Source organism: Kitasatospora sp. NPDC088861 (genome assembly GCF_044750105.1).
Lineage (GTDB): Bacteria > Actinomycetota > Actinomycetes > Streptomycetales > Streptomycetaceae > Kitasatospora.
Genome location: NZ_JBIVJF010000038.1, coordinates 14,421 through 38,435 on the forward strand (window position 1 = coordinate 14,421; position 24,015 = coordinate 38,435).

Annotated in this window: 1 protein-coding gene; it reads left to right on the forward strand. The window is 74.6% G+C overall.

Annotated elements, in window-relative coordinates:
* The first annotated feature begins 60 nt into the window (after nucleotides 1-60).
* Entirely contained in the window at nucleotides 61-24,015 is a 23,955-nt protein-coding gene (locus ACIP37_RS34800; RefSeq protein ID WP_400845158.1) for a non-ribosomal peptide synthase/polyketide synthase, read from the forward strand.

Here is a 24,015-nt window from a genome sequence, read left to right on the forward strand (position 1 = left end):
GATCGGTGTGCTCCGGCGCGCCCTGCGACCACGCCTGCCCACACTTTCGGAGGTACCCCCATGTCCCGTCGCGATGGCGACACCCTTCCCCTGACAGCGGCCCAGCGCGAGATCTGGCTCGCCGAACAGCGGTCCCGGAACCCGATCCCGGGCTACCGCGTCGGTGAGTGCCTGGAGATCCACGGGCCGGTGGACCGGGAGCTGTTCGAGACCGCGGTGCGCCGGGTGGTCGACGAGGTCGACGCCCTGCACGTGAGCTTCCTCGACGACGGCGAGGGCCCGCGCCAGGTCCTCCGGGAGAGTTGGGACTGGGCGCCGGCGCACCTCGACCTCAGCGGGGAGCCCGACCCCCGTGCGGCGGCCCGGGAGTGGATGGAACGTGACCTGCTGCGCCCGCTGGACCTCTCCCGCGACCCGCTGTTCGGGCACGCGCTGATCCGGCTGTCACCGACCGAGTACCTCTGGTACCTGAACTACCACCACGTGGTGCTGGACGCGCTGAGCAGCTCGCTGGTCCGGCAGCGGGTCGGCGAGGTGTACTCGGCGCTGGCCGGGGGCGGCGCCGAGCCGCCGTGCCCGTTCGGTTCCCTGCGGGACCTGGTCGACAGCGACGCCGCCTACCGCTCGTCCACCGACTTCGCCGCCGACCGCGCCTACTGGACGGAGCGCTTCGCGGACCGGCCCGCCCCCACCCGGCTCACCGGCGCCTCCCCGACCGACCCCAACCTCGCCCTCCGGCTGGCCGAGGAACGGGAACTGCGGCGCCCGGACGCCCTGCGGGCGGCGGCCGGCCGGGTCGGCGTCCGGTGGTCCCGGCTGCTGATCGCGGCGACGGCGCTCTACGCTCACCGGCTGACCGGCGCCCAGGACGTGGTGCTCGCCCTGCCCGTCACCGCCCGCCGGGGCGCCGACCGCGACCTGATGGCCGTGCCCGGCACGATGTCCAACGTGGTGCCGCTGCGGATGACGGTGCGGCCGGACATGTCGTGGCGCGAGCTCGTCGCCCAGACGGCACGGGAGGTCGAGGCGGCCGTCGCGCACGAGCGCTACCGCAGTGAGGACCTGCTGCGCGACCTCGGCGCGCCCGGCGGCATCGGGACGGCGTTCCCGCTGATCGTCAACATCATGGCCTTCAACTCCAGGCCGAGCTTCGCCGGGCACCCCGCCTCCGTGCACCACTTCGTGTCGGGCTCGACCACCGACCTGGCGGTCTGGGTGTTCGACTACCGGGACGGCAACCCCCCGCTCCTCAGGCTCCACGGCGCACCGCAGGCGTACGGCGACGACGACCTCGCCGCGCACCAGCAGCGGCTGCTCCTGCTGCTCGACACCCTCGCGGACTGCGACCCGGACGACCTGGTGGGCCGGATCGAGCTGCTCACGGCCGAGGAACACGGCGAGCTGGCGGCCGTCGGCAGCGGGCCGGCGGCGGCGGTCCCGGCCGCGAGCCTGCCGGAGCTGTTCCGGGAGCACGTGCGGGCGACCCCGGACCTCGTCGCGCTGGTCTGCGGGGACGTCTCGCTGACGTACGCGGAGCTGGACGCGCGCGCGAACCGGCTGGCGCACGCCCTGATCGCCCGCGGCGCCGGACCGGAGCGGCTGGTGGCGGTGGCGCTGCCGCGCTCGGCCGAGCTGGTGGTGGCGATCCTCGCGGTGCTGAAGACCGGCGCGGCGTACGTCCCGGTCGACCCGGAGTACCCGGCCGCCCGGATCGGGTACCTGCTCGACGACGCGCGGCCGACGCTGCTGGTGACCGACGCCCGCAGCGGCGAGCGGCTGCCCGAGGCGGGCTCCGTCGACCGGCTGGTGCTTGACACCGCCGACCTGGACGCGCTGCCGGATACGGACCCGAGGGTGGCCGTCGATCCGGCACACCCGGCGTACGTCATCTACACCTCCGGCTCCACCGGGCGGCCCAAGGGCGTGCTGCCGACGTACGGCGGCCTGCTGAACCTGCTCACCGACCACCGGCAGGCCATGTTCCGGCCGGTGCTCGACGGACGGCAGCGGCTGCGGGTCGCGCTGACCACGTCGGTGTCCTTCGACGCCTCCCTGAACCAGCTGCTCGCCCTGTTCGGGGGCCACGAGCTGCACGTTCTGGACCACGCGACCTGGACCGACCCGGACGCCTTCGTCGGCTACGCCGCGCGCTGCGGGCTCGACTACATCGAGGCCACCCCGTCCTACCTCCGGGTCCTGGTCACGCACGGGCTGTTGAGCGATCCGCAGTGGCGGCCGACGCTGGTCGCGGCGGGCGGCGAGGCCGTCCCCGAGCAGCTCTGGGCGGACCTGCGGGAGGCCGGAGGGGTTCGCGGACTCAACCTCTACGGGCCGTCCGAGTGCACGGTCAACTCGGTGGTCGCGCCGGTGGGTTCGAGCCCGCGCCCGGTCATCGGCCGACCCGTCACCAACGCCCGGCTGCACGTGCTCGACGGCGCCCTGCGGCCGCTGCCGACCGGCGTGCCGGGTGAGTTGTACATCGCGGGCGCGGGACTGGCCCGGGGCTACCTGAACCGGCCGGTGCTGACGGCCGGGCGCTTCGTGGCGGACCCCTTCGGGCCGTCCGGATCGCGGATGTACCGCACCGGGGACCTGGTGTGCTGGAACCCGGACGGGAACCTGGAGTTCCTCGGCCGGACCGACGACCAGGTCAAGGTTCGCGGCTTCCGGGTCGAGCTCGGCGAGGTCGAGGCCGTGCTCGCCGAACACCCCCAGGTCGCCCGGGCCGCCGTGACGGTGCGCAACGAGGAGGAACCCCGGCTGGTCGCCTACGCCGTTCCCGCGGCGGGGCAGGTCGTCCAGCCGGACGACCTGCGGGCCCGGCTGCGCGAGCGGCTGCCGGAGTACATGGTGCCGTCGGCGTTCGTGGTCCTGGACGCACTGCCGCTGACGCCGAACGGCAAGCTCGACCGGCGGGCCCTCCCCGCGCCCGAGTCACAGCCCGCCACGCCGGGCCGCGCCCCGCGCACCGCGACCGAGCACCTGCTCGTCGGGCTGTTCGCCGAGGTCCTCGGGGTGTCCGAGCCCGGCTTGGACGACAGCTTCTTCGACCTCGGCGGGCATTCGCTGCTGGCCACCCGGCTGGTCGCTCGGGCGCGGACGATCCTCGGCGTGGAACTGCGGCTGGGCGACCTGTTCGACGCGCCGACGGTGGCGGAGCTGGCGGCGGCGGTGGACGCCGCCGGCCGGGCACGGCCGGCCCTGGGACGGCGGGAGCGGCCGGGGACGGTCCCGCTGTCCTTCGCGCAGCGCCGGCTCTGGTTCCTGCACCGCATGGAGGGCCCGAGCGCCACGTACAACATCCCGCTGACGCTGCGGCTGTCCGGAGAGCTGGACCAGCGGGCCCTGGCGGCCGCCCTCGCGGACCTGGTCGAGCGGCACGAGAGCCTGCGCACGGTGTTTCCGGCGGTCGACGGCGTGCCGTACCAGCGGGTGCTGGACCCCGACGCGGCCCGGCCGCGGCTGCGGATGACCGAGGTCGGCGAGCGTGACCTGCCGGACCGGCTGGCCGAGGCGGCCCGGCGCGCATTCGACCTCGCCGCGGAGCCGCCGCTGCACGCCGAACTGTTCCGGCTGGGACGGGAGGAGCACGTGCTCCTCCTGGTGGTGCACCACATCGCCGGTGACGGCTGGTCGACGGGGCCGCTCTCGCAGGACCTGACGACCGCCTACGCGGCCCGCGCCGAGGGCGCGAAGCCGGAGTGGGCGCCGCTGACCGTCCAGTACGCCGACTACGCCCTGTGGCAGCGGGACCTGCTCGGCGACGGCTCGGACCCGGACAGCCTGCTGAACGGCCAACTCGCCTACTGGCGCGCGCAGCTGGCGGACCTGCCCGAGCAGGTGGAGCTGCCGTTCGACCGGCCCCGGCCGACGGCGATGTCCTACCGGGGCGCCCAGTTGCCGGTGCGGATCGAAGCCGAGCTGCACCAGGGCCTGCGCGCGCTCGCCCGGGACGGCGGGGCCAGCCTGTTCATGGTGCTCCAGGCCGGGCTGGCCGCGCTGCTGGGCAAGCTCGGCGCCGGTACCGATGTCCCGATCGGAACGCCGATCGCCGGACGCACCGACGAGGCGCTGGACGACCTGGTCGGCTTCTTCGTCAACACCCTGGTGCTGCGCACCGACCTGTCGGGCGACCCGTCCTTCACCGAACTGCTCGGCCGGGTGCGCGCCGACGCGCTCGCCGCGTACGCGCACCAGGACGTGCCGTTCGAGCAGCTGGTGGAGGCACTGAACCCGTCCCGGACGCTGGCGCACCACCCGCTGTTCCAGACCATGCTCGCCCTGCAGAACGCTCCGCTCGGCGCGTTCGAGCTGCCGGGGCTGCGGGTGGCGACCGATCTGGTCCAGACCGGGACGGCCAAGTGCGACCTGACCTTCGTCCTGGCCGAACAGCCCGACGGCCTCTCGGGCGTCCTGGAGTACAGCACCGACCTGTTCGACGAGGCCACCGCCGCCAGGATCGTCGAGCGGTGGCTGCGACTGCTGCGGGCCGTGGCCGCCGACCCTGGCCGGCGGATCGGCCGGGTGGACGTGCTGTCCGCCGACGAGCTGAGCGCGCTGCTCCCGGACAGCGGAGGCCTCGGCGCGCAGGCGCCGGAGAGCAGCATCACCGCGCTGTTCGAGCGGCAGGTCCGGGCGAACCCGGCCGCCGTCGCCCTCAAGGACGGCGAAGTCGCCCTGACCTACGGCGAGTTGAACGCCCGGGCCAACCGGCTCGCACACGCCCTGATCGGCCGGGGCGTGGGGCCGGAGCGGCTGGTGGCGGTGGCGCTGCCGCGCTCGGCCGAGCTGGTGGTCGCGATCCTCGCGGTGCTCAAGGCCGGCGCCGCGTACGTGCCGGTGGACCCGGAGTACCCCGCGGCCCGGATCTCCTACCTGCTCCAGGACGCCCGGCCCGCGCTGCTCGTGACGACCGGCCGGACCGGCGACCTGCCCGGAGCGGACGGCGTGGACCGGCTGCTGCTGGACACCGCCGACCTGGACGGACAGCCGGACACCGACCCGGAGGTCGCGGTCGACCCCGCCCACCCCGCGTACGTCATCCACACCTCCGGCTCCACCGGCGACCCCAAGGGCGTCGTGGTCCCGCACCGGAACGTGGTGCGGCTGTTCGACACCACCCGGGAACTGTTCGGCTTCTCCGCCGAGGACGTCTGGACGCTCTTCCACTCCTACGCCTTCGACTTCTCGGTGTGGGAGCTGTGGGGCGCGCTGCTGCACGGCGGCCGGCTGGCGGTCGTGGACCACGAGACCAGCCGCTCGCCCGGCCGGTTCCTGGAACTGCTCGCCCGCGAGCGGGTGACCGTGCTCAACCAGACGCCGTCCGCCTTCCACCAGCTGATCCAGGCGGACGCCGAGGCGCCCGGGACCGGCCGTGAACTCGCCCTGCGCACGGTGGTGTTCGGCGGCGAGGCGCTGGAGCCCGCCCGCCTCGCGAGCTGGTACGAGCGGCACCCGGACGACGCGCCGCGGCTGGTCAACATGTACGGCATCACCGAGACCACGGTGCACGTCACCCACGCGGCACTCGACCGGTCCGGTACCCCGGCCGGCCAGATCGGCACGGCGATCCCGGACCTGCGGGCGTACGTGCTCGACGGCGGCCTGTGCCCGGTCGCCCCGGGCGTGCCCGGCGAGCTGTACGTCGCGGGCGCGGGCCTGGCGCGCGGCTACCTGAACCGGCCGGGTCTGACGTCCGGGCGGTTCGTGGCCGACCCGTTCGGGCCGGCCGGCTCCCGGATGTACCGCAGCGGCGACGTGGTGCGCCGGGCGGCGGACGGCAGCCTGCGCTACGTCGGCCGGGCCGACCAGCAGGTGAAGGTGCGCGGCTTCCGGATCGAGCTCGGCGAGATCGAGGCGGCCCTCGCCGCGCACCCCGGCGTCGCCCAGGTCGCCGTGCTGGCCCGGCAGGACCGCGCCGATGACACCCGGCTGGTCGCCTACCTGGTGCCCGCCACCGGCACCGCACCGCGCGCGGCCGACCTGCGCGCGCACCTGGCCGGGCGGCTGCCCGAGCACATGCTGCCGTCGGCCTTCGTGGTGCTGGACGCGCTGCCGCTGACCGCCAACGGCAAGCTGGACCGCCGGGCCCTGCCCGCTCCCGACCTCGCCACCGCGGGCACCGGCCGCGCGCCGCGTACCCCGCAGGAGCAGGTCCTGTGCGAGCTGTTCGCCGAGGTCCTCGGCGCGACCTCGGTCGGCGTCGAGGACGGCTTCTTCGACCTGGGCGGGCACTCGCTGCTGGCGACCCGCCTGGCCGCCCGGATCCGTGCCACGCTCGGCGTGGAGATGCCGCTGCGGACCCTGTTCGAGGCGCCGACCCCGGCCGGCCTGGCCGCCGCCCTGGCGGCGGCCGGACCGGCTCAGGCCGCCCTGGTACGGCGCGAGCGCCCCGAGCTGATCCCGCTGTCGTTCGCGCAGCGGCGGCTGTGGTTCCTGCACCAGCTGGAGGGCGCTGGCGCCAACTACCACATCTCCCTGGCCTGGCGGCTGTCCGGGGCCCTGGACCGGCGGGCCCTGGAGGCCGCCCTGGCGGACGTGGTCGGGCGACACGAGAGCCTGCGCACCGTCTTCCCGGCGGTGGACGGCGTGCCGCACCAGCAGGTGCTGGACGTCGTGGCGGGCCGCCCGCGGCTGCTCGTGAGCCGGACCACCGAGGCCGAGCTGCCCGCCCTGATGGCGGCGGCGAAGGACCGGCCGTTCGACCTGGCGGGCGATGCGCCGCTGCGGGTCGACCTGTTCGAGCTGGCGCCGGACGAGCACGTGCTCCAGGTGGTGCTCCACCACATCGCGGGTGACGGCTGGTCGCTGGGCCCGCTCACGCGGGACCTGACCGCCGCCTGTGCGGCGCGCTGCCGCGGCGAGGAACCGCAGTGGGAGGAACTGCAGGTCCAGTACGCCGACTACACCCTCTGGCAGCACGAGCTGCTCGGTGGATCCGCCGAGCCGGACAGCCTGCTCGCCCGCCAGGCGGCCTACTGGACACGGCAGTTGGCCGATCTCCCGGAGCGGATCCAGCTGCCCGCCGACCGGCCCCGCCCGGCGGTCGCCTCGCACCGGGGCGGCTTCGTGCACGTCGGACTGGACGCGGAGCTGCACCGCGGTCTGCGCGAGCTCGCCCGGGAACACGGCACCAGTCTGTTCATGGTCCTCCAGGCCGGACTGGCGACACTGCTGAGCAAGCTCGGCGCGGGCGACGACATCCCGGTCGGCAGCCCGGTCGCCGGCCGGACCGACCAGGCACTGGACGAGCTGGTCGGCTACTTCGTCAACACCCTGGTCTTCCGCACCGACACCTCGGGCGATCCGACCTTCGCCGAGCTGCTGGCGCGGGTCCGGGACACCTCGCTGGCCGGGTACGCCCACCAGGACCTGCCGTTCGAGCACCTGGTCGAAGCCCTCAACCCGGCGCGGTCGCTGGCGCACCACCCGCTGTTCCAGGTGATGCTGGCGCTGCAGAACGCGCCCCGGGCCGACTTCGCCCCGCCCGGGCTGCACGTCGACGACATGCCCCTGGCGACGACCACCGCCAAACTCGACCTGATCTTCACCATGTCCGAGCGGCAGGCGCGGGACGGTTCCCCGGAGGGAATCGACGGGATCGTCGAGTACGCCGACGACCTCTACGACCCGGCCACCGTCGAGACGATGTTCGGGCGCCTGGAGCGACTTCTCCGCGCCGCGGTCGCCGACCCGCAGCGGCGGCTGAGCCGGTACGGCCTTCTCTCCGCGGAGGAGCGCGATGAGCTGACGGCACTGGGCACCGGACCGGAGGTGGAGCTTCCGGCCGCGAGCGCGCCGGAGCTGTTCCGGGCACAGGTGCGGGCGACGCCGGACCTGGTGGCCTTGGTGTGCGGTGACGTCTCGCTGACGTACGAGCAGTTGGACGAGCGGGCGAACCGGTTGGCGCACGCCCTGATCGTGCGGGGCGCGGGGCCGGAGAGGCTGGTGGCGGTGGCCCTGCCGAGGTCGGCCGAGCTGGTGGTGGCGATCCTCGCGGTGCTCAAGACCGGGGCGGCCTACGTCCCGGTCGATCCCGAGTACCCGGCCACGCGGATCGGGCACATGATGGACGACGCAGGCCCGGTCCTGGTGGTGACCGATGCCCGGACCCGGGACCGGCTGCCGGAGGCCCGCCCGGCCGGGTGGCTGGTGCTCGACGACCCGGCGACAGCCGCGCTGGTGGCCGACTGCCCCGCGACGGACCCCCTGGTGGCCGTCGAACCGAGGCACCCGGCCTACGTGATCTACACCTCCGGCTCCACCGGCCGGCCCAAGGGCGTGGTGTCGACCCACGGCGGCCTGCTCAACCTGTTCGTCAGCCAGCGTCCGCTGCTGTTCCCCCGGGGGACGAAGGAGCGGCTGCGGATCGGGCTGACCACCTCGGTGTCCTTCGACGCCTCTTGCGACCAGCTGTCCAGCCTGTACGCGGGCCACGAGCTGCACGTCCTGGACGAGGCGACCTGGTCCGACCCGGACGCCTTCGTCGACTACGTCAAGCGCGCCGGCCTGGACTACGTCAACGCCACCCCGTCCTATCTGCAAGTGCTCGTCGGACGGGGGCTCCTGGACGACCCGGGGCGCCGTCCCGCGGTGGTCTCGATGGGCGGGGAGGCCGTTCCGGACCAGCTGTGGGAGCGGCTGCGGGCCGTCGACCGCGTGTCCTGCCTGAACTACTACGGGCCGTCCGAATGCACGGTGGACGCCGTCGTCGCACCGCTGGAATCGAGTCCGCGCCCGGTGATCGGCCGGCCGCTCGGGGGTATCCGGCTGTACGTCCTCGACAGCACGCTGCAGCCCGTGCCCGCGGGCGTGGCGGGTGAGCTGTACCTCGCCGGCGCGGGCCTGGCCCGCGGCTACCTGAACCGGCCGGCGCTCACCGCGGCACGGTTCGTGGCGGACCCGTTCGGTCCGCGCGGTGCGCAGATGTACCGCACCGGCGACCTGGTGCGCTGGGGCGCCGACCGGAACCTGGAGTTCCTCGGCCGGACCGACGACCAGGTCAAGGTGCGCGGCTTCCGGATCGAACTCGGCGAGATCGAGGCGGCATTGGCGGAACATCCGCAGGTCGCCCAGGTCGCGGTGACCGTCCGGGAGGACCGCGCAGGGGACGTGCGGCTGGTCGCCTACCCGGTGGCCGTCGCCGGGGCGGAACTCCGGCCGGACGAGCTGCGGGCCCACCTGCGCGAGCGACTGCCGGACTACATGGTCCCGGCTGCCTTCGTGCCCCTGGGGAGCCTGCCGCTGACCGCCACCGGCAAGCTGGACCGGCGCGCGCTGCCCGCACCCGTCCACACCGCGCCGAGGACCGGCAGGGCCCCGCGCACCCCGCAGGAGCAGGTCGTCGCAGAGGTGTTCGCCGAGGTGCTGGGCGTGGCCGAGGTCGGGGTCGACGACGACTTCTTCGAGCTCGGCGGACACTCGCTGCTGGCGACTCGGCTGGTGGCCCGGGCGCGTGCCACCCTGGGCGTGGAACTGGAACTGCGCAGCCTGTTCGAGACGCCGACGGTGGCCGGGCTGGCCGCCGGACTCGGCCGAGCCGGCCAGGCGCGGGTCGCGCTGCGCCACGCTGACCGGCCCGACCGGGTCCCGCTGTCCTTCGCGCAGCGCCGGCTGTGGTTCCTGGACCAGTTGGAGGGCGCCGGTTCGGTCTACAACATGCCGCTGGCGTGGCGGCTCTCCGGCCCACTGGACCGGGCGGCTCTGGAGGAGGCGCTGGCTGACGTCGTCAACCGGCACGAGAGCCTGCGCACGGTCTACCCGCAGGTCGACGGGGTGCCGTACCAGGACGTGCTGGACGCGCGGACGGTCCGGCCGCGGCTGTCGGTCACCAGGGCCGGCGGGACGGACCTGCCGGAGCTGCTGGTGGCGGCCGCGGCGCGCGGATTCGACCTCGCCATCGAACCACCCCTGCGTGCCGAGCTGTTCGAGACGGCACCGGACGAGCACGTGCTGCTGGTGGTGGTCCACCACATCGCCGGTGACGGCTGGTCGCTGGGCCCGTTGTCGGCCGACCTGGCCACCGCGTACGCGGCGCGCTGCCGGGGCGAGGAACCGCAGTGGGCGCCGCTGCCCGTCCAGTACGCCGACTACACCCTGTGGCACCACCAGCTGCTTGGCGACGCGGCCGACCAGGACAGCCTGTTCGCCCGCCAGACGGCCTACTGGACACGGACGCTGGCGGACCTGCCCGAGCAGATCCGGCTTCCCGTCGACCGCCACCGCCCCTCCGCACCCTCATATGCCGGCGGCCACCTCGCGATCGACCTGGACGCGGAACTGCACGGCGCACTGGTGCGCCTGGGCCGGGAGCACGGGGCCAGCGTCTACATGGTGCTGCAGGCCGCGCTGGCGGCGGTGCTGGACAAGCTCGGCGCGGGCGACGACATCCCGGTCGGCAGCCTGATCGCCGGCCGGACGGACCAGGCGCTGGACGACCTCGTCGGCTTCTTCGTCAACACCCTGGTGCTGCGGACCGACACCTCGGGCGACCCGTCGTTCGCCGAGCTGCTGGGCCGGGTCCGGGAGGACGCGCTCGGCGCGTACGCCCACCAGGACCTGCCGTTCGAGCACGTCGTCGAGGCCCTCAACCCGTCCCGGTCGCTCGCCCGTCAGCCGCTGTTCCAGGTGCTGCTCGCGCTGCAGAACGTGCCCCGCACGGAGTTCGAGCTGAGCGGTCTGGGCGCCGAGATCCTCCTGGTCCGCACGCCCACGGCGATGTTCGACCTCGGCTTCCACCTGCTGGAGCGCGGCGGCACCGGCGGGCTGGCCGAGGGCATCGTCGGGCGGGTCGAGTACAGCACCGACCTGTTCGAGCACACCACGGTGGAGGCGCTGGTCGCCCGGTGGCTGCGCCTGCTGGCGGCGGTGGTCGCCGAGCCGGACCGGCCGCTGAGCCGGATCGACGTCCTCACCGCCGAGGAGCGGCACGAGCTGCTGGTGGCGCGCAACGACACCGCCCGACCGGTTCCCGCAGACGGCCTGCCGGCCCTCTTCGAGGCGCAGGTCCGGGCGACCCCGCAGGCCCCGGCGGTGGTGTTCGAGGACACCGTGCTGACGTACCGCGAGCTGAACCGCCGGGCCAACCGCCTGGCGCACGCGCTGATCGCGCGCGGGGTGGGGCCGGAGCAGGTCGTCGCCCTGCGGCTGCCGCGCTCCGCCGAGCTGGTGGTCGCCGTCCTCGCCGTGCTCAAGACGGGCGCGGCGTACCTGCCGATCGACCCGGACTACCCGGCCGCCCGCATCGCGTACATGCTGGAGGACGCCCGGCCGGCCGTCGTCCTGGACGACCTCGCGGCCGTCACCCCGGCAGAGGAGCGGCCGGAGCACGACCCGGCCGTCGCCGTGGACGCGCGGCACCCGGCCTACGTCATCTACACCTCCGGCTCCACCGGCCGGCCCAAGGCCGTGGTGATGCCCGCCGCAGGGCTGCTGAACCTGCTGGCGTGGCACCACGAGGCCGTCGGCGGCGAACCCGGCACCCGCACCGCGCAGTTCACCGCGATCAGCTTCGACGTCTCGGTGCAGGAGGTGCTCTCCGCGCTGCTGTACGGCAAGACCCTGGTCGTGCCGACCGAGGAGCAGCGCCGCAGCGCCGAACTGTTCGCGCACTGGCTCGACCGGCACCGGGTCGCCGAGCTGTTCGCACCCAACCTGGTGGTCGAGGCGCTGGCCGAGGCCGCCGAGGAGGCCGGGCTGGAGCTGCCGAGTCTGCGGCTGGTCGCGCAGGCCGGCGAGGCGATGCGGCTCGGCGGCGCGGTGCGCCGCTTCCAGGCCCGTCGCCCGGGCCGGACGCTGCACAACCACTACGGGCCTGCCGAGACCCACGTGATCACCGCTTTCCCGCTGCCGGCCGACCCCGCCGACTGCCCGCTTCCGGTGCCGATCGGCCGTCCGATCGACAACTGCCGGGCGTACGTGCTGGATCCGGCCCTGCGGCCGGTCGCCCCCGGCGTGACGGGTGAGCTGTACCTGGCCGGGGCGGGGCTGGCCCGCGGCTACCTGAACCGGCCCGGGCTCACCGCCACGCGGTTCGTCGCGAACCCGTACGGCCCGGCGGGCGCGCTGATGTACCGCACCGGTGACCTGGTCAGGTGGTCGGCCGACGGCGAGCTGGAGTTCGCGGGCCGGGTGGACCACCAGGTGAAGGTGCGCGGCTTCCGGGTCGAGCCCGGCGAGATCGAGGCGGAGCTGGCCGCGCACCCGGGCGTGGCCCAGGTCGCGGTGCTCGCCCGCGAGGACCGGCCGGGCGAGACCCGGATCGTCGCGTACGCGGTGGCCTCGACGCAGGACCCGGCCACTGCGGCGGCACTGGCGGCGTACCTGCGCGAGCGGCTGCCGGACCACCTGGTGCCGTCGGCCTTCGTGCTCCTGGACGCACTGCCGCTGACGCCGAACGGGAAGCTGGACCGCGCGGCGCTGCCCGCCCCCGACCTCGGCCCGGCCGGAGCCGGGCGCGCGCCGCGCACCCCGCAGGAGCAGATCCTGTGCGAGCTGTTCGCCGAGGTCCTGGGCGTGCCGCGGGTCGGGGTCGACGACGACTTCTTCGACCTGGGCGGGCACTCCCTGCTCGCCACCCGCCTGATGTCGCGGGTCCGGGCGACCCTCGGCGTCGAGCTGGAGCTGCGCAGCCTGTTCCGGACGCCGACGCCCGCCGGGCTCGCGGCCGGGCTGAACGGCGCGGGCACCGCGCGGCAGGCCCTGGTGCCCCGGCCGCGCCGTGAGCCGATGCCGCTGTCGTTCGCCCAGCGCAGGCTCTGGTTCCTCCAGCAGTTCGGCGCACCGAGTGCCACCTACCACCTGCCGCTGGCCCTGCGGCTGTCCGGCCGCCTCGACCGGGCCGCCCTGAGCGCCGCGCTGGTGGACGTGGTGGCCCGGCACGAGACCCTGCGCACGGTCTTCCCGCACACCGGCGGAGTCCCGCACCAGCGGGTGCTGGAGGCCGCCGAGGCCGTCGTCCCGCTGACGGCGCGCGCGGCCGGCGAGGCGGAGCTGCCGGCCCTGCTGCGCGAGGCGGCGGTGCGCGGCTTCGACCTGACCTCGGACGTGCCGCTGCGGGCCGAGCTGTTCGCGGTGGCGCCGGACGAGCACGTGCTGCTGCTGGTGATGCACCACATCGCCGGCGACGGCTGGTCGATGGACCCGCTGGCCCACGACCTCGCCACCGCCTACGCCACCCGGCAGGGCGGCGGGACACCCGCGTGGCCGCCGCTGCCGGTGACCTACGGCGACTACACCCTGTGGCAGCGCGAGATCCTCGGCGACGAGCACGACGCGGGCAGCGTGTTCGCCCGCCAGATCGGCTACTGGACCGAGGCGCTGGCCGGGCTGCCCGACCAGCTGCAACTGCCCGCCGACCGGCCGCGCCCGGCCGCCATGTCGTACGGCGGCGACCTGCTGGACATCCGGATCGACGCCGAACTGCACGCCGCCCTGGTGGAGTTGGCGCGGCGATCGGGTGCGACGCTGTTCATGGTGCTGCAGGCGGCGCTCGCCGCGCTGTACACGCGGTTGGGCGCGGGGACGGACATCGCGATCGGGAGCCCGATCGCGGGGCGTACGGACGAGGCGCTGGACGACCTCGTCGGGTTCTTCGTCAACACGCTGGTGCTGCGCACGGACACCGGCGGTGATCCGTCGTTCGCCGAGCTGGTGGGGCGGGTGCGGGAGGCGGCGCTGGAGGCGTTCGGGCACCAGGACGTGCCGTTCGAGCACCTGGTGGAGGCACTGAACCCGTCCCGGTCGCTGTCGTACCACCCGCTGTTCCAGACCGGGCTGGTCGTGCAGAACGCGCCGGGCGGCGACTTCGAACTCCCCGGCCTCCGGGTCTCCGGAGTGGCGGTGCCCACCGGGACTTCGCGGCTCGACCTGACCTTCGGCCTCGCGGAGGAGTACGGGCCCGGCGGTGCGCCGGCCGGGCTCGGCGGCGCGGTCGAGTACAGCACCGACCTGTTCGACCGCGCGACGGTCGAGACGTTGGTCGCCCGCTGGACCAGGTTGCTGGCCGCGGTCGCCGCGGCTCCGGACCGGCGGATCGGCGGGATCGACCTGCTGTCCGCCGAGGAGAGCGGTGAGCTGCTCCCCGCCGTGGAGGAAGGGGAGGCCGCGGCGAGCCTGCCGGCGCTGTTCGCGGCGCGGGTGGCGGCGGCGCCGGATGCGGTCGCGCTGGTCTCCGGCGGTGTCGAGCTGACGTATCGTCAGTTGGACTCCCGGGCGAACCGGTTCGCGCATGCCCTGATCGCCCGGGGTGTGGGTGCGGAGCAGCTGGTGGCGGTGGCGCTGCCGCGGTCGGTGGAGTCGGTGGTGGCCGTCCTGGGCGTGCTGAAGGCCGGGGCGGCGTACCTGCCGGTGGATCCGACGTACCCGAAGGCGCGGATCGCGTTCATGCTGGAGGACGCCCGTCCGGCGCTGGTGGTCGACGATCCGGCCCTGGTGGCCGAGGGCGACTGGCCGGACACCGATCCGGTGGTCGTGCCCGACGTCCGGCACCCGGCGTACGTGATCTACACCTCGGGCTCGACCGGCCGCCCCAAGGGCGTGGTGGTGAGCCACAGCGGCGTGTCGGGCCTGGTGGCGGCGCAGGTCGAGCGGCTCGGCGTGGTGCCCGGCAGCCGGGTGCTCCAGTTCGCCTCGCCCAGCTTCGACGCGTCGTTCTGGGACCTGTGCAGCGCCCTGCTCAGCGGTGCCGCCCTCGTCCTGGCCCCGGCGGACGCCCCGCTGGAGGCGCTGACGGACCACCGGCTCGGCGTCACCCATGTGACGCTGCCGCCCTCGGCCCTGGCCGCGCTGGACGGCGCCGAGCTCACGGCCACCACCCTGGTGGTGGCGGGTGAGGCCTGCCCGCCGGAGCTGGTGGCACGCTGGGCGCCCGGCCGGCGGATGGTCAACGCGTACGGTCCGACGGAGACGACGGTGTGCGCGACGATGAGCGCCCCGCTGGCGGCGGGCTCGGGCGTGCCGCCGATCGGCCGGCCGGTCGCGGGCTTCCGGGTGTACGTGCTGGACGAGCGGCTCTGCCTGGTGCCGCCGGGCGTGGCGGGGGAGCTGTACGTCGCGGGGCCGGGGCTGGCGCGCGGCTATCTGGACCGGCCGGGCCTGACGGCGGGGCGGTTCGTCGCCTGCCCGTTCGGGGCGGTCGGCGAGCGGATGTACCGCACCGGGGACGTGGTGCGCCGCCGGGCCGACGGGGAGCTGGAGTACGTCGGCCGCGCCGACGACCAGGTGAAGGTCCGTGGCTTCCGGGTCGAACTCGGCGAGATCGAGGCGGCCCTGGCGGGGCACTCCGCCGTCGCGCAGTCCGCGGTCCTGGCCCAGGACGACCGGCTCGTCGGCTACGTCACGGCTCGTCCGGGCACGACCGTCCGTCCGGCGGAGTTGGCGGCGTACCTGCGTGAGCGCCTGCCGGACTACCTGGTGCCGTCGGCGTTCGTGCTGCTGGAGGCGCTGCCGCTGACGCCGAACGGGAAGTTGGACCGGGCCGCGCTGCCCGCGCCCGAGGACGCGACCACGGCTGTGGGACGGGCACCGCGCACCCCGCAGGAGCAGGTCCTGTGCGAGCTGTTCGCCGAGGTGCTGGGTCGCCCGCAGGTCGGGATCGACGACGACTTCTTCGACCTCGGCGGGCACTCGCTGCTTGCCACCCGGCTGGCCGCCAGGGTGCGCTCGGTGCTCGGCGTGGAGCTGGGGCTGCGCGCGCTGTTCCAGGAGCCCACGGTGGCGGGTCTGGCCGGGTCGTTGATGGAGGCCGGCAACGCCCGCCCGGCGCTGACCGCGCGGGAGCGGCCGGAGGCCGTACCGCTGTCCTTCGCCCAGCGCCGGCTCTGGTTCCTGCACCGCATGGACGGCAGCACCGCGACCTACCACATCCCGCTGGCGCTCCAGCTGACCGGGACGCTCGACCGGGCGGCGCTGGACGAGGCGCTGGCCGACGTGGTGGCCCGGCACGAGAGCCTGCGGACGGTGTTCCCGGAGGTGGGCGGCGTCCCGTGCCAGCGGGTCCTGGACCCGGCCGAGGCCCGGCCCCGGGCCGGGTTGACCGAGGTCTCGCAGGCCGAGCTGCACCAACGGCTCGCCGAGTTCGCCCGGCGGCCCTTCGACCTGGCGGCGGAGCCGCCGCTGCGGGCGGAGCTGTTCGCGGTGGCGCCGGACGAGCACGTGCTGCTGCTGGTGATGCACCACATCGCCGGTGACGGCTGGTCGACCGGCCCGCTGGCCCGCGACCTGGCCGAGGCGTACGCCGCCCGGAGCGAGGGCCGTGCGCCGAGTCGGTCGAACCTGCCGGTGCAGTACGCCGACTACACGCTCTGGCAGCGCGACCTGCTCGGCGACGCAGCCGACCCGCAGAGCCGGTTCGCCGAGCAGCTCGGCTACTGGAAGCGCCAGCTGTCCGACCTGCCGGAGCTGCTCCGGCTGCCCGCCGACCGGCCGCGGCCGGCCGTCGCGGGCTGGCACGGGGACCACGTCGGCCTGGAGCTGAGCCCCGAACTGCACGCCGCTCTGACCGAGCTGGCGCGGAACACCGGCACCAGTCTGTTCATGGTGCTGCAGGCGGCGCTGGCGGCGCTGTACACGCGGCTGGGTGCGGGGACGGACATCCCGATCGGGAGCCCGATCGCGGGCCGTACCGACGAGGGGTTGGACGACCTGGTCGGGTTCTTCGTGAACACGCTGGTGCTGCGCACCGACACCAGCGGTGATCCGAGCTTCGCCGAACTGCTCGGGCGGGTGCGGGAGACGGCGCTGTCGGCGTACGCCCACCAGGACGTGCCCTTCGAGCACCTGGTGGAGGCGCTGAACCCGTCCCGCTCGCTGTCCCACCACCCCCTGTTCCAGACCATCCTGGCCGTGCAGAACGCCCCGATGGGCCGGTTCTCGCTGCCGGGCCTGGAGGTGGCCACCTACGCGGTGGCCACCGGAACCGCCAAGTTCGACCTCGGGGTGAGCCTCGTCGAGCGGTTCGGCCCCGACGGCAGCCCGGACGGGATCGTCGGCGCGGCGGAGTACGCCACCGACCTGTTCGACCGCTCGACGGTCGAAGCCCTCGTGCGGCGCTGGACGCTCCTGCTGGAGGTGGTCACCGCCGACCCGGACCGGTCGATCGGGGGGATCGACCTCCTCGACTCCGACGAGCGGCACCGGCTGCTGGAACGGGGCAACGCGACCGCCCGCGAGGTGGGCGCCGTCCCGGTGCCGCAGGCCTTCGCGGCGCAGGTGGCGGCGACGCCGAACGCGGTCGCCCTCGTCCGCGGCGACGTCGAGTTGACGTACCGGGAGTTGAACGCGCGGGCGAACCGGTTCGCTCACGCGCTGATCGCCCGGGGGGTGGGCCCGGAGCAGCTGGTGGCGGTGGCCCTGCCGCGCTCGGTGGAGGCGGTGGTCGCGGTCCTGGGCGTCCTGAAGGCCGGGGCGGCGTACCTGCCGGTGGATCCGGTGTACCCGCAGGCGCGGATCGACTTCATGCTGGCGGACGCCCGCCCGGCGCTGATGGTCGACGACGCCGCCATGGTGGCCGAGGGCGACTGGCCGGACACCGACCCGGACGTCGCACTCGACGTCCGGCACCCGGCCTACGTGATCTACACCTCGGGCTCGACCGGCCGCCCCAAGGGTGTCGTGGTCCCCCACGGCGGTGTCGCGAGCCTGGTCGCCGCCCAGATCGAGCGGTTCGCGATCGAACCCGGCAGCAGGGTGCTCCAGTTCGCCTCGCCCAGCTTCGACGCCTCGGTGTCGGAGATCTACACCGCGCTGCTGCGCGGTGCGGCCCTGGTGCTGCCTCCGGCGGCGGACCTGGTGGCCGCGCTGACCGACCCGGGCCTGGCGGTCACCCACGCGACCGTGCCGCCGTCCGTCCTGGCCGCCGTGCCGGAAGGCTCGGTGGCGGTGTCGACACTGGTCGTGGCGGGGGAGGCCTGCCCGCCGGAGCTGGTGGCCCGGTGGGCGCCGGGCCGGCGGATGGTCAACGCGTACGGTCCGACCGAGACGACGGTGTGCGCGACCATGAGCGACCCGCTGTCCCCGGGGGCGGGCGTACCGCCGATCGGTCGGCCGATCGCCAACGCTCGGGTGTACGTGCTGGACGACCGGCTGCGGCCGGTGCCGCCCGGCGTTCCCGGCGAGCTCTACGTCGCGGGCGCGGGTCTGGCCCGCGGTTACCTGAACCGGCCGCGCCTGACGGCCGGACGGTTCGTCGCCTGCCCGTTCGGCCCAGCCGGTGCTCAGATGTACCGCACCGGCGACCTGGTCCGCTGGCTCGGCGACGGGCAGCTGGAGTACGTCGGCCGCGCGGACGACCAGGTGAAGGTGCGCGGCTTCCGGGTCGAGCCCGGCGAGGTCGAGACGGCCCTGGCCGAGCACCCGGCCGTCGCCCGGGCCGCGGTCCTCGCCCAGGACGACCGGCTCATCGGCTACGTCGTCCCCCGCCAGGAGGAGGCCCGCGACAGCGCCCTGGAAGCGGACCACGTGGGCGAGTGGCAGGACATCTACGACGCCCTGCCCATCGCTCCCGAGGACGCCGGCTTCGGCCAGAACTTCGTGGGCTGGAACAGCAGTTACGACGCTAGCCCGATCCCCGTCGAGCAGATGCGGGAGTGGCGGGACGCGACCGTCGCCCGCATCCTGGCCCTGCGCCCCCGCCGGGTGCTGGAGGTCGGCGTCGGCACCGGTCTGCTGCTCTCGCAGATCGCACCGCACTGCGAGACGTACTGGGCGGCCGACTTCTCCGCCACCGCGATCGAGGCGCTCACCGCCCAGGTGGCCGGGCAGGAGGACCTGGCCGGGCGCGTGGTGCTGCAGACCCGCCCGGCGCACGACACCGACGGGCTCCCGGCCGGGGAGTTCGACACCATCGTGATCAACTCGGTGGTGCAGTACTTCCCGTCCGCCGAGTACCTCGCCGACGTGATCGGGAAGCTGATGGGGCTGCTGGCCCCCGGCGGCGCGCTCTTCGTCGGCGACGTCCGCAACCTGCGGCTGCTGCGTCCGCTGGCCACCGCCGTCCAGCTCCACCGGGTCGGCGAAGGTGCGGACCTCACGGCGGTGCGCCGCACGGTGGAGCAGGCCCTGCGGGTGGAGAAGGAGCTCCTGGTCGACCCGGACTTCTTCACCGTCCTGCGGGAGCACGGTACGGACATCGGCCCGACGGCCGTCGAGGTCAAGCGCGGCCGCCACCACAACGAACTGAGCCGCTACCGCTACGACGTGACGCTGTACAAGCCACCGGTCACCCCGGCGGCCACGAGCCGGCCGGTCGAGCTGGAGTGGGGGCGGCAGGTCGCCGGCCTGGCCGAACTGCGCGAGCTGCTCGCCCAGCCGCTCGCGGGCGTGCTGCGGGTCACCGGGGTGCCCAACCGCCGGGTGGCGCGGGAAGCCGCTCTGGCCCGGGCCGTGCAGAACGGGGACGGCTCGCTCGCCGAGCTGCTGGAACGGATGCACGCCCCGGAGGACGGCGGCCTCCCCGATCCGGAGGACTTCCACGCCCTCGGGTCGGAGTTCGGCCGCTCGACGGCCATCACCTGGTCGGCCACCGCGGCGGACGCCGTGGACGTCGTCTTCACCGACCCCCGGGCGCTCCACGGCTCCCCGGTCGAGGCGTACCGGCCGGCCCGGGCCACGGGATCGTCGCTGTCCTCGCTGACCAACCGCCCGACCGGCAACCGGGGCGCCGGCGCCCTCCTGGGCGAACTCCGCGACTGGCTGCGGGACCGGCTGCCCGACTACCTGGTCCCCTCGGCGTTCGTGGCGCTGGAGGCGCTGCCGCTGACGGCCAATGGCAAGCTCGACCGCCGTGCGCTGCCCGCACCGGACCTCGGCCCGGTCGCGGCCGGACGGGCGCCGCGCACCCCGCAGGAGCAGCTCCTCGCCGAGCTGTTCGCCGAGGTGCTCGGCCTGGCCCAGGTCGGCGTCGACGACAGCTTCTTCGACCTGGGCGGGCACTCGCTGCTGGCGACCCGCCTGGCCTCCCGGGTCCGGGCGGTCCTCGGCGCGGAGCTGGAGGTCCGGACGCTGTTCGAGACCCCGACCGTGGCCGGGCTGGCCGCCGGCCTGGAGGGCTCCGGAGCTGTGCGGCCCGCACTGACCGCCCAGGCCCGCCCCGACCGGGTGCCGCTCTCCTTCGCCCAGCGTCGCCTGTGGTTCCTGCACCGGATGGACGGGCCGAGCGCCACCTACAACATGCCGCTCGCGCTCAGCCTGACCGGCGAACTGGACCGCCCGGCCCTGCACGCCGCGCTCGCGGACGTGGTCGCCCGGCACGAGAGCCTGCGGACGGTCTTCCGCGAGATCGACGGCGTGCCGTACCAGGTCGTGCTGAGCGCCGCTCAGGCGCGCCCCGCGCTGCCGGTGATGGAGATCGACGAGAGCGCACTGGCCGAACGGCTGGCGGAGACGGCCCGGCGCGGCTTCGACCTGGCCACGGAGCCGCCCGTCCGGGCGGAGCTGTACGCGCTCGCCCCCGACCGGCACGCGCTGCTGGTCGTGGTGCACCACATCGCCGCCGACGGCTGGTCGATGGGCCCGCTCTCCGGTGACCTCGCCGCGGCCTACGCGGCCCGCTGCCGGGGCGAGGCCCCGCAGTGGTCCCCGCTGCCGGTGCAGTACGCCGACTACAGCGCCTGGCAGCGCGACCTGCTCGGGGACACCGCCGACCCGGACAGCCTGTTCGCCCGGCAACTGGCCTACTGGAAGGACGAGCTGGCCGGCGTCCCGCAACAGCTGCAGCTGCCCGCCGACCGGCCGCGTCCGCCGGTGGCCTCCCAGCGGGGCGACCGGGTCGCGGTCCGGCTGGACGCCGACCTGCACCAGGCCCTGCGGGACCTGGCCGCCGCGCGCGGCGCCAGCATGTTCATGGTGCTCCAGGCCGGACTCGCGGCCCTGCTCACCCGGCTCGGCGCCGGCACGGACATCCCGGTCGGCAGTCCGATCGCCGGCCGTACCGACGAGGCGCTGGACGAGCTCGTCGGCTTCTTCGTCAACACCCTGGTGCTGCGCACCGACACCGGCGGGGACCCCGGCTTCGCCGAACTGCTCGGCCGGGTCCGGCAGAAGGCGCTCAGCGCGTACGACCACCAGGACGTGCCGTTCGAGTACCTGGTCGAGGTGGTCAACCCCGCGCGGTCGCTGGCCCACCACCCGCTGTTCCAGATCATGCTGGCCCTGCAGAACGCGCCGCTCGGCGAGTTCGCGCTGCCGGGGCTGGAGACCGGCCACCTGGAGGCGCAGACCGGGACCGCGCGGGTCGACCTGACCTTCAGCCTGGCCGAGCAGTTCCGCCCGGACGGGGCCCCCGACGGCCTGGTCGGTGCCGTGGAGTACGCCACCGACCTGTTCGACGCGCCCACCGTGGAGCTGCTGTTCGAGCGCCTGGCCCGTCTGCTGCGCGCGGCCGTCGCCGACCCCGACCGGCCGATCAGCCGGATCGACATCATGCCCGTCGAGGAACGCCGCCGACTGCTCGCCGGCTCCAACGGCGCCGCGGCCGAGCTGCCCCGGGCCGCGGTGCCGGAGCTGTTCGCCCGCCAGGTGCGGGCCACCCCGGAGGCGGTCGCGGTCGTGGCCGGCGGCACCGAGCTGACCTACGCGGAGCTCGACCAGCGGGCCGGCCGCCTGGCGCGGGCGCTGATCCGCCAGGGCGTACGGCCGGAGACGCCGGTCGCGGTCATGCTGGACCGCTCGGCGGAGCTGGTCGTGGCGATCCTGGCGATCATCAAGGCCGGCGGCGCCTACGTGCCGCTGGACTCGCGCTTCCCCTCCTCCCGGATCGACCTGATCCTGCGGGAGAGCGGGGCCGCCCTGGTGCTCACCCGGGAGGTGCTCACCGCACTGGTGCAGTCCGAGGCCGCCGATCCGTCCGACGTCGAAGTCCCCTGTGAACCCGGGCAGTTGGCGTACATCATGTACACCTCCGGCTCGACCGGCCGACCGAAGGGCGTGGCCGTCACCCACCGTGACGTGGCGGGCCTCGCGCTCACCCCCGAATGGCGGGGCGGTGGACACGAGCGGGTGCTGATGCACTCCCCGACGGCCTTCGACCTCTCCACCTACGAGCTGTGGGTCCCGCTGCTCAACGGCGGCCGGGTCGTGGTGGCGCCGCCGGAGCAGCTCGACCTCGACCTGCTCCAGCACACGATCACCTCGAACGGGGTGACCGGACTGTGGCTCACGGCCGGACTGTTCCGCCTGGTCGCCGAGGAGCGCCCGGGCCTGCTCGCCGGGGTGCGCGAGGTGTGGACCGGCGGCGACGTGGTCTCCCCGGCCGCCGTCGCCCGGGTGCTGGCGGCCTGCCCCGGCATCGCGGTGGTCAACGGCTACGGGCCCACCGAGGCCACCACCCTGGCCACCTGGCACCCGGTGGGCGACCTCCCCGAACACGCCGCGACCGTGCCGATCGGCCGGCCGATGGCGAACACGCGCGCCTACGTGCTCGACGACCGGCTGCGCCCGATGCCGACCGGCATGGTCGGCGAGCTGTACCTCGCGGGGACGGGCGTGGCCCGCGGCTACCTCGGGCGGGCCGGCCTGACGGCGGAGCGCTTCACCGCCGACCCGTACGGGCCGTCCGGCAGCCGGATGTACCGCACCGGCGACCTCGCGTCGTGGCGGACCGACGGCGCGCTGGACTTCGCCGGACGCGCCGACCACCAGGTCAAGCTGCGCGGCCTGCGGATCGAGCCCGGCGAGATCGAGGCCGTCCTGGCGGGCTGCCCGGGCGTCGTCCAGGCGGCCGTGGTCGCCCGCGAGGACCGGCCGGGCGACAAGCGCCTGGTCGCCTACCTGGTGCCCGCCCCCGAGGGCGCGCCCGAGGCGGCCGAGCTGTCCGGCCGGCTGCGCCGCGACCTGCCCGACTACATGGTGCCGGCGGCGTTCGTCACCCTGGACGCGCTGCCGCTGACCGCCAACGGCAAGCTCGACCGGGCCGCCCTGCCCGCCCCCGAGTACGGGGCCTCGGATGCCGGGCGCGGACCCCGGACGCCGCAGGAGCAGCTGCTGTGCGGTCTCGTCGCCGAGGTCCTCGGCCGGGAGCAGGTGAGCATCGATGACAACTTCTTCGACCTGGGCGGGCACTCGCTGCTGGCCGCCCGCCTGGCCTCCCGCGTCCGCGAGACGCTCGGCCTGGAGTTGGGCCTGCGCATGCTGTTCGAGGCGCCGACCGTGGCCGGTCTCACCGAGCGCCTGGTCATGGACAATCCCGACGACGCGTTGGACGTGGTGCTGCCGCTGCGTTCGACCGGGACCGGCACACCGCTGTTCTGCGTCCACCCCGGCGGCGGCATCAGCTGGTCGTACAGCGGACTGCTGAACCACCTCGGCCCGCAGCACCCGGTCTACGCCATCCAGGCACGCGGCCTCGGCCGGCCCGAACCCCTGCCGACGTCCTATGAGGAGATGGCGGCCGACTACGCCGACCAGATCCAGAAGATCCAGCCGGAGGGCCCGTACCTGCTCCTCGGTTGGTCCGCCGGCGGGCTGATCGCCCACGCGCTCGCCTGCGAGCTGCAGTCGCGCGGCGAACGGACCGCACTGCTGGCGATCCTCGACGCCTACCCGGTGAAGGACGTGCAGTTCGCGGAGGTGCCGGTGCCCACCGTGCGCGACGTGCTCGTCGGGGTGCTCGACGTCGACCCGGACGAGCTGGGCGACCAGGAGATCACCTACGCCGAGGTTGCCGAGGTCCTGAACCGGCGGGGCAGCGCGCTGGCCGGCCTGAACGAGCGACAGATCGAGGTGATCGTCGAGATCATGATCAACAACGCCAAGCTGGCGGTCGACTTCGTCCCCGGCAGGTTCGGCGGAGACCTGCTGCTGTTCAACTCCACGATCGACCGGGCCGAGGACAACGCGGGGCCCGCAATCTGGCGCCCGTACGTCGCCGGCCGGATCGAATCCCACGAGATCACCACCCGGCACGACCGGATGACCCAAGCCGGCTCGCTCGCCCAGATCGGGCCGATCCTGGCCGCCAGGATCACCGAGACGACCGGCGACACCGACGGCACCACCACCCTTTCCCACCAGGAGGACTGA

Bases quoted from the DNA above. Each gene is read 5' to 3' on its own strand.
- ACIP37_RS34800 (WP_400845158.1), top strand. From the start codon at position 61: ATGTCCCGTCGCGATGGCGACACCCTTCCCCTGACAGCGGCCCAGCGC.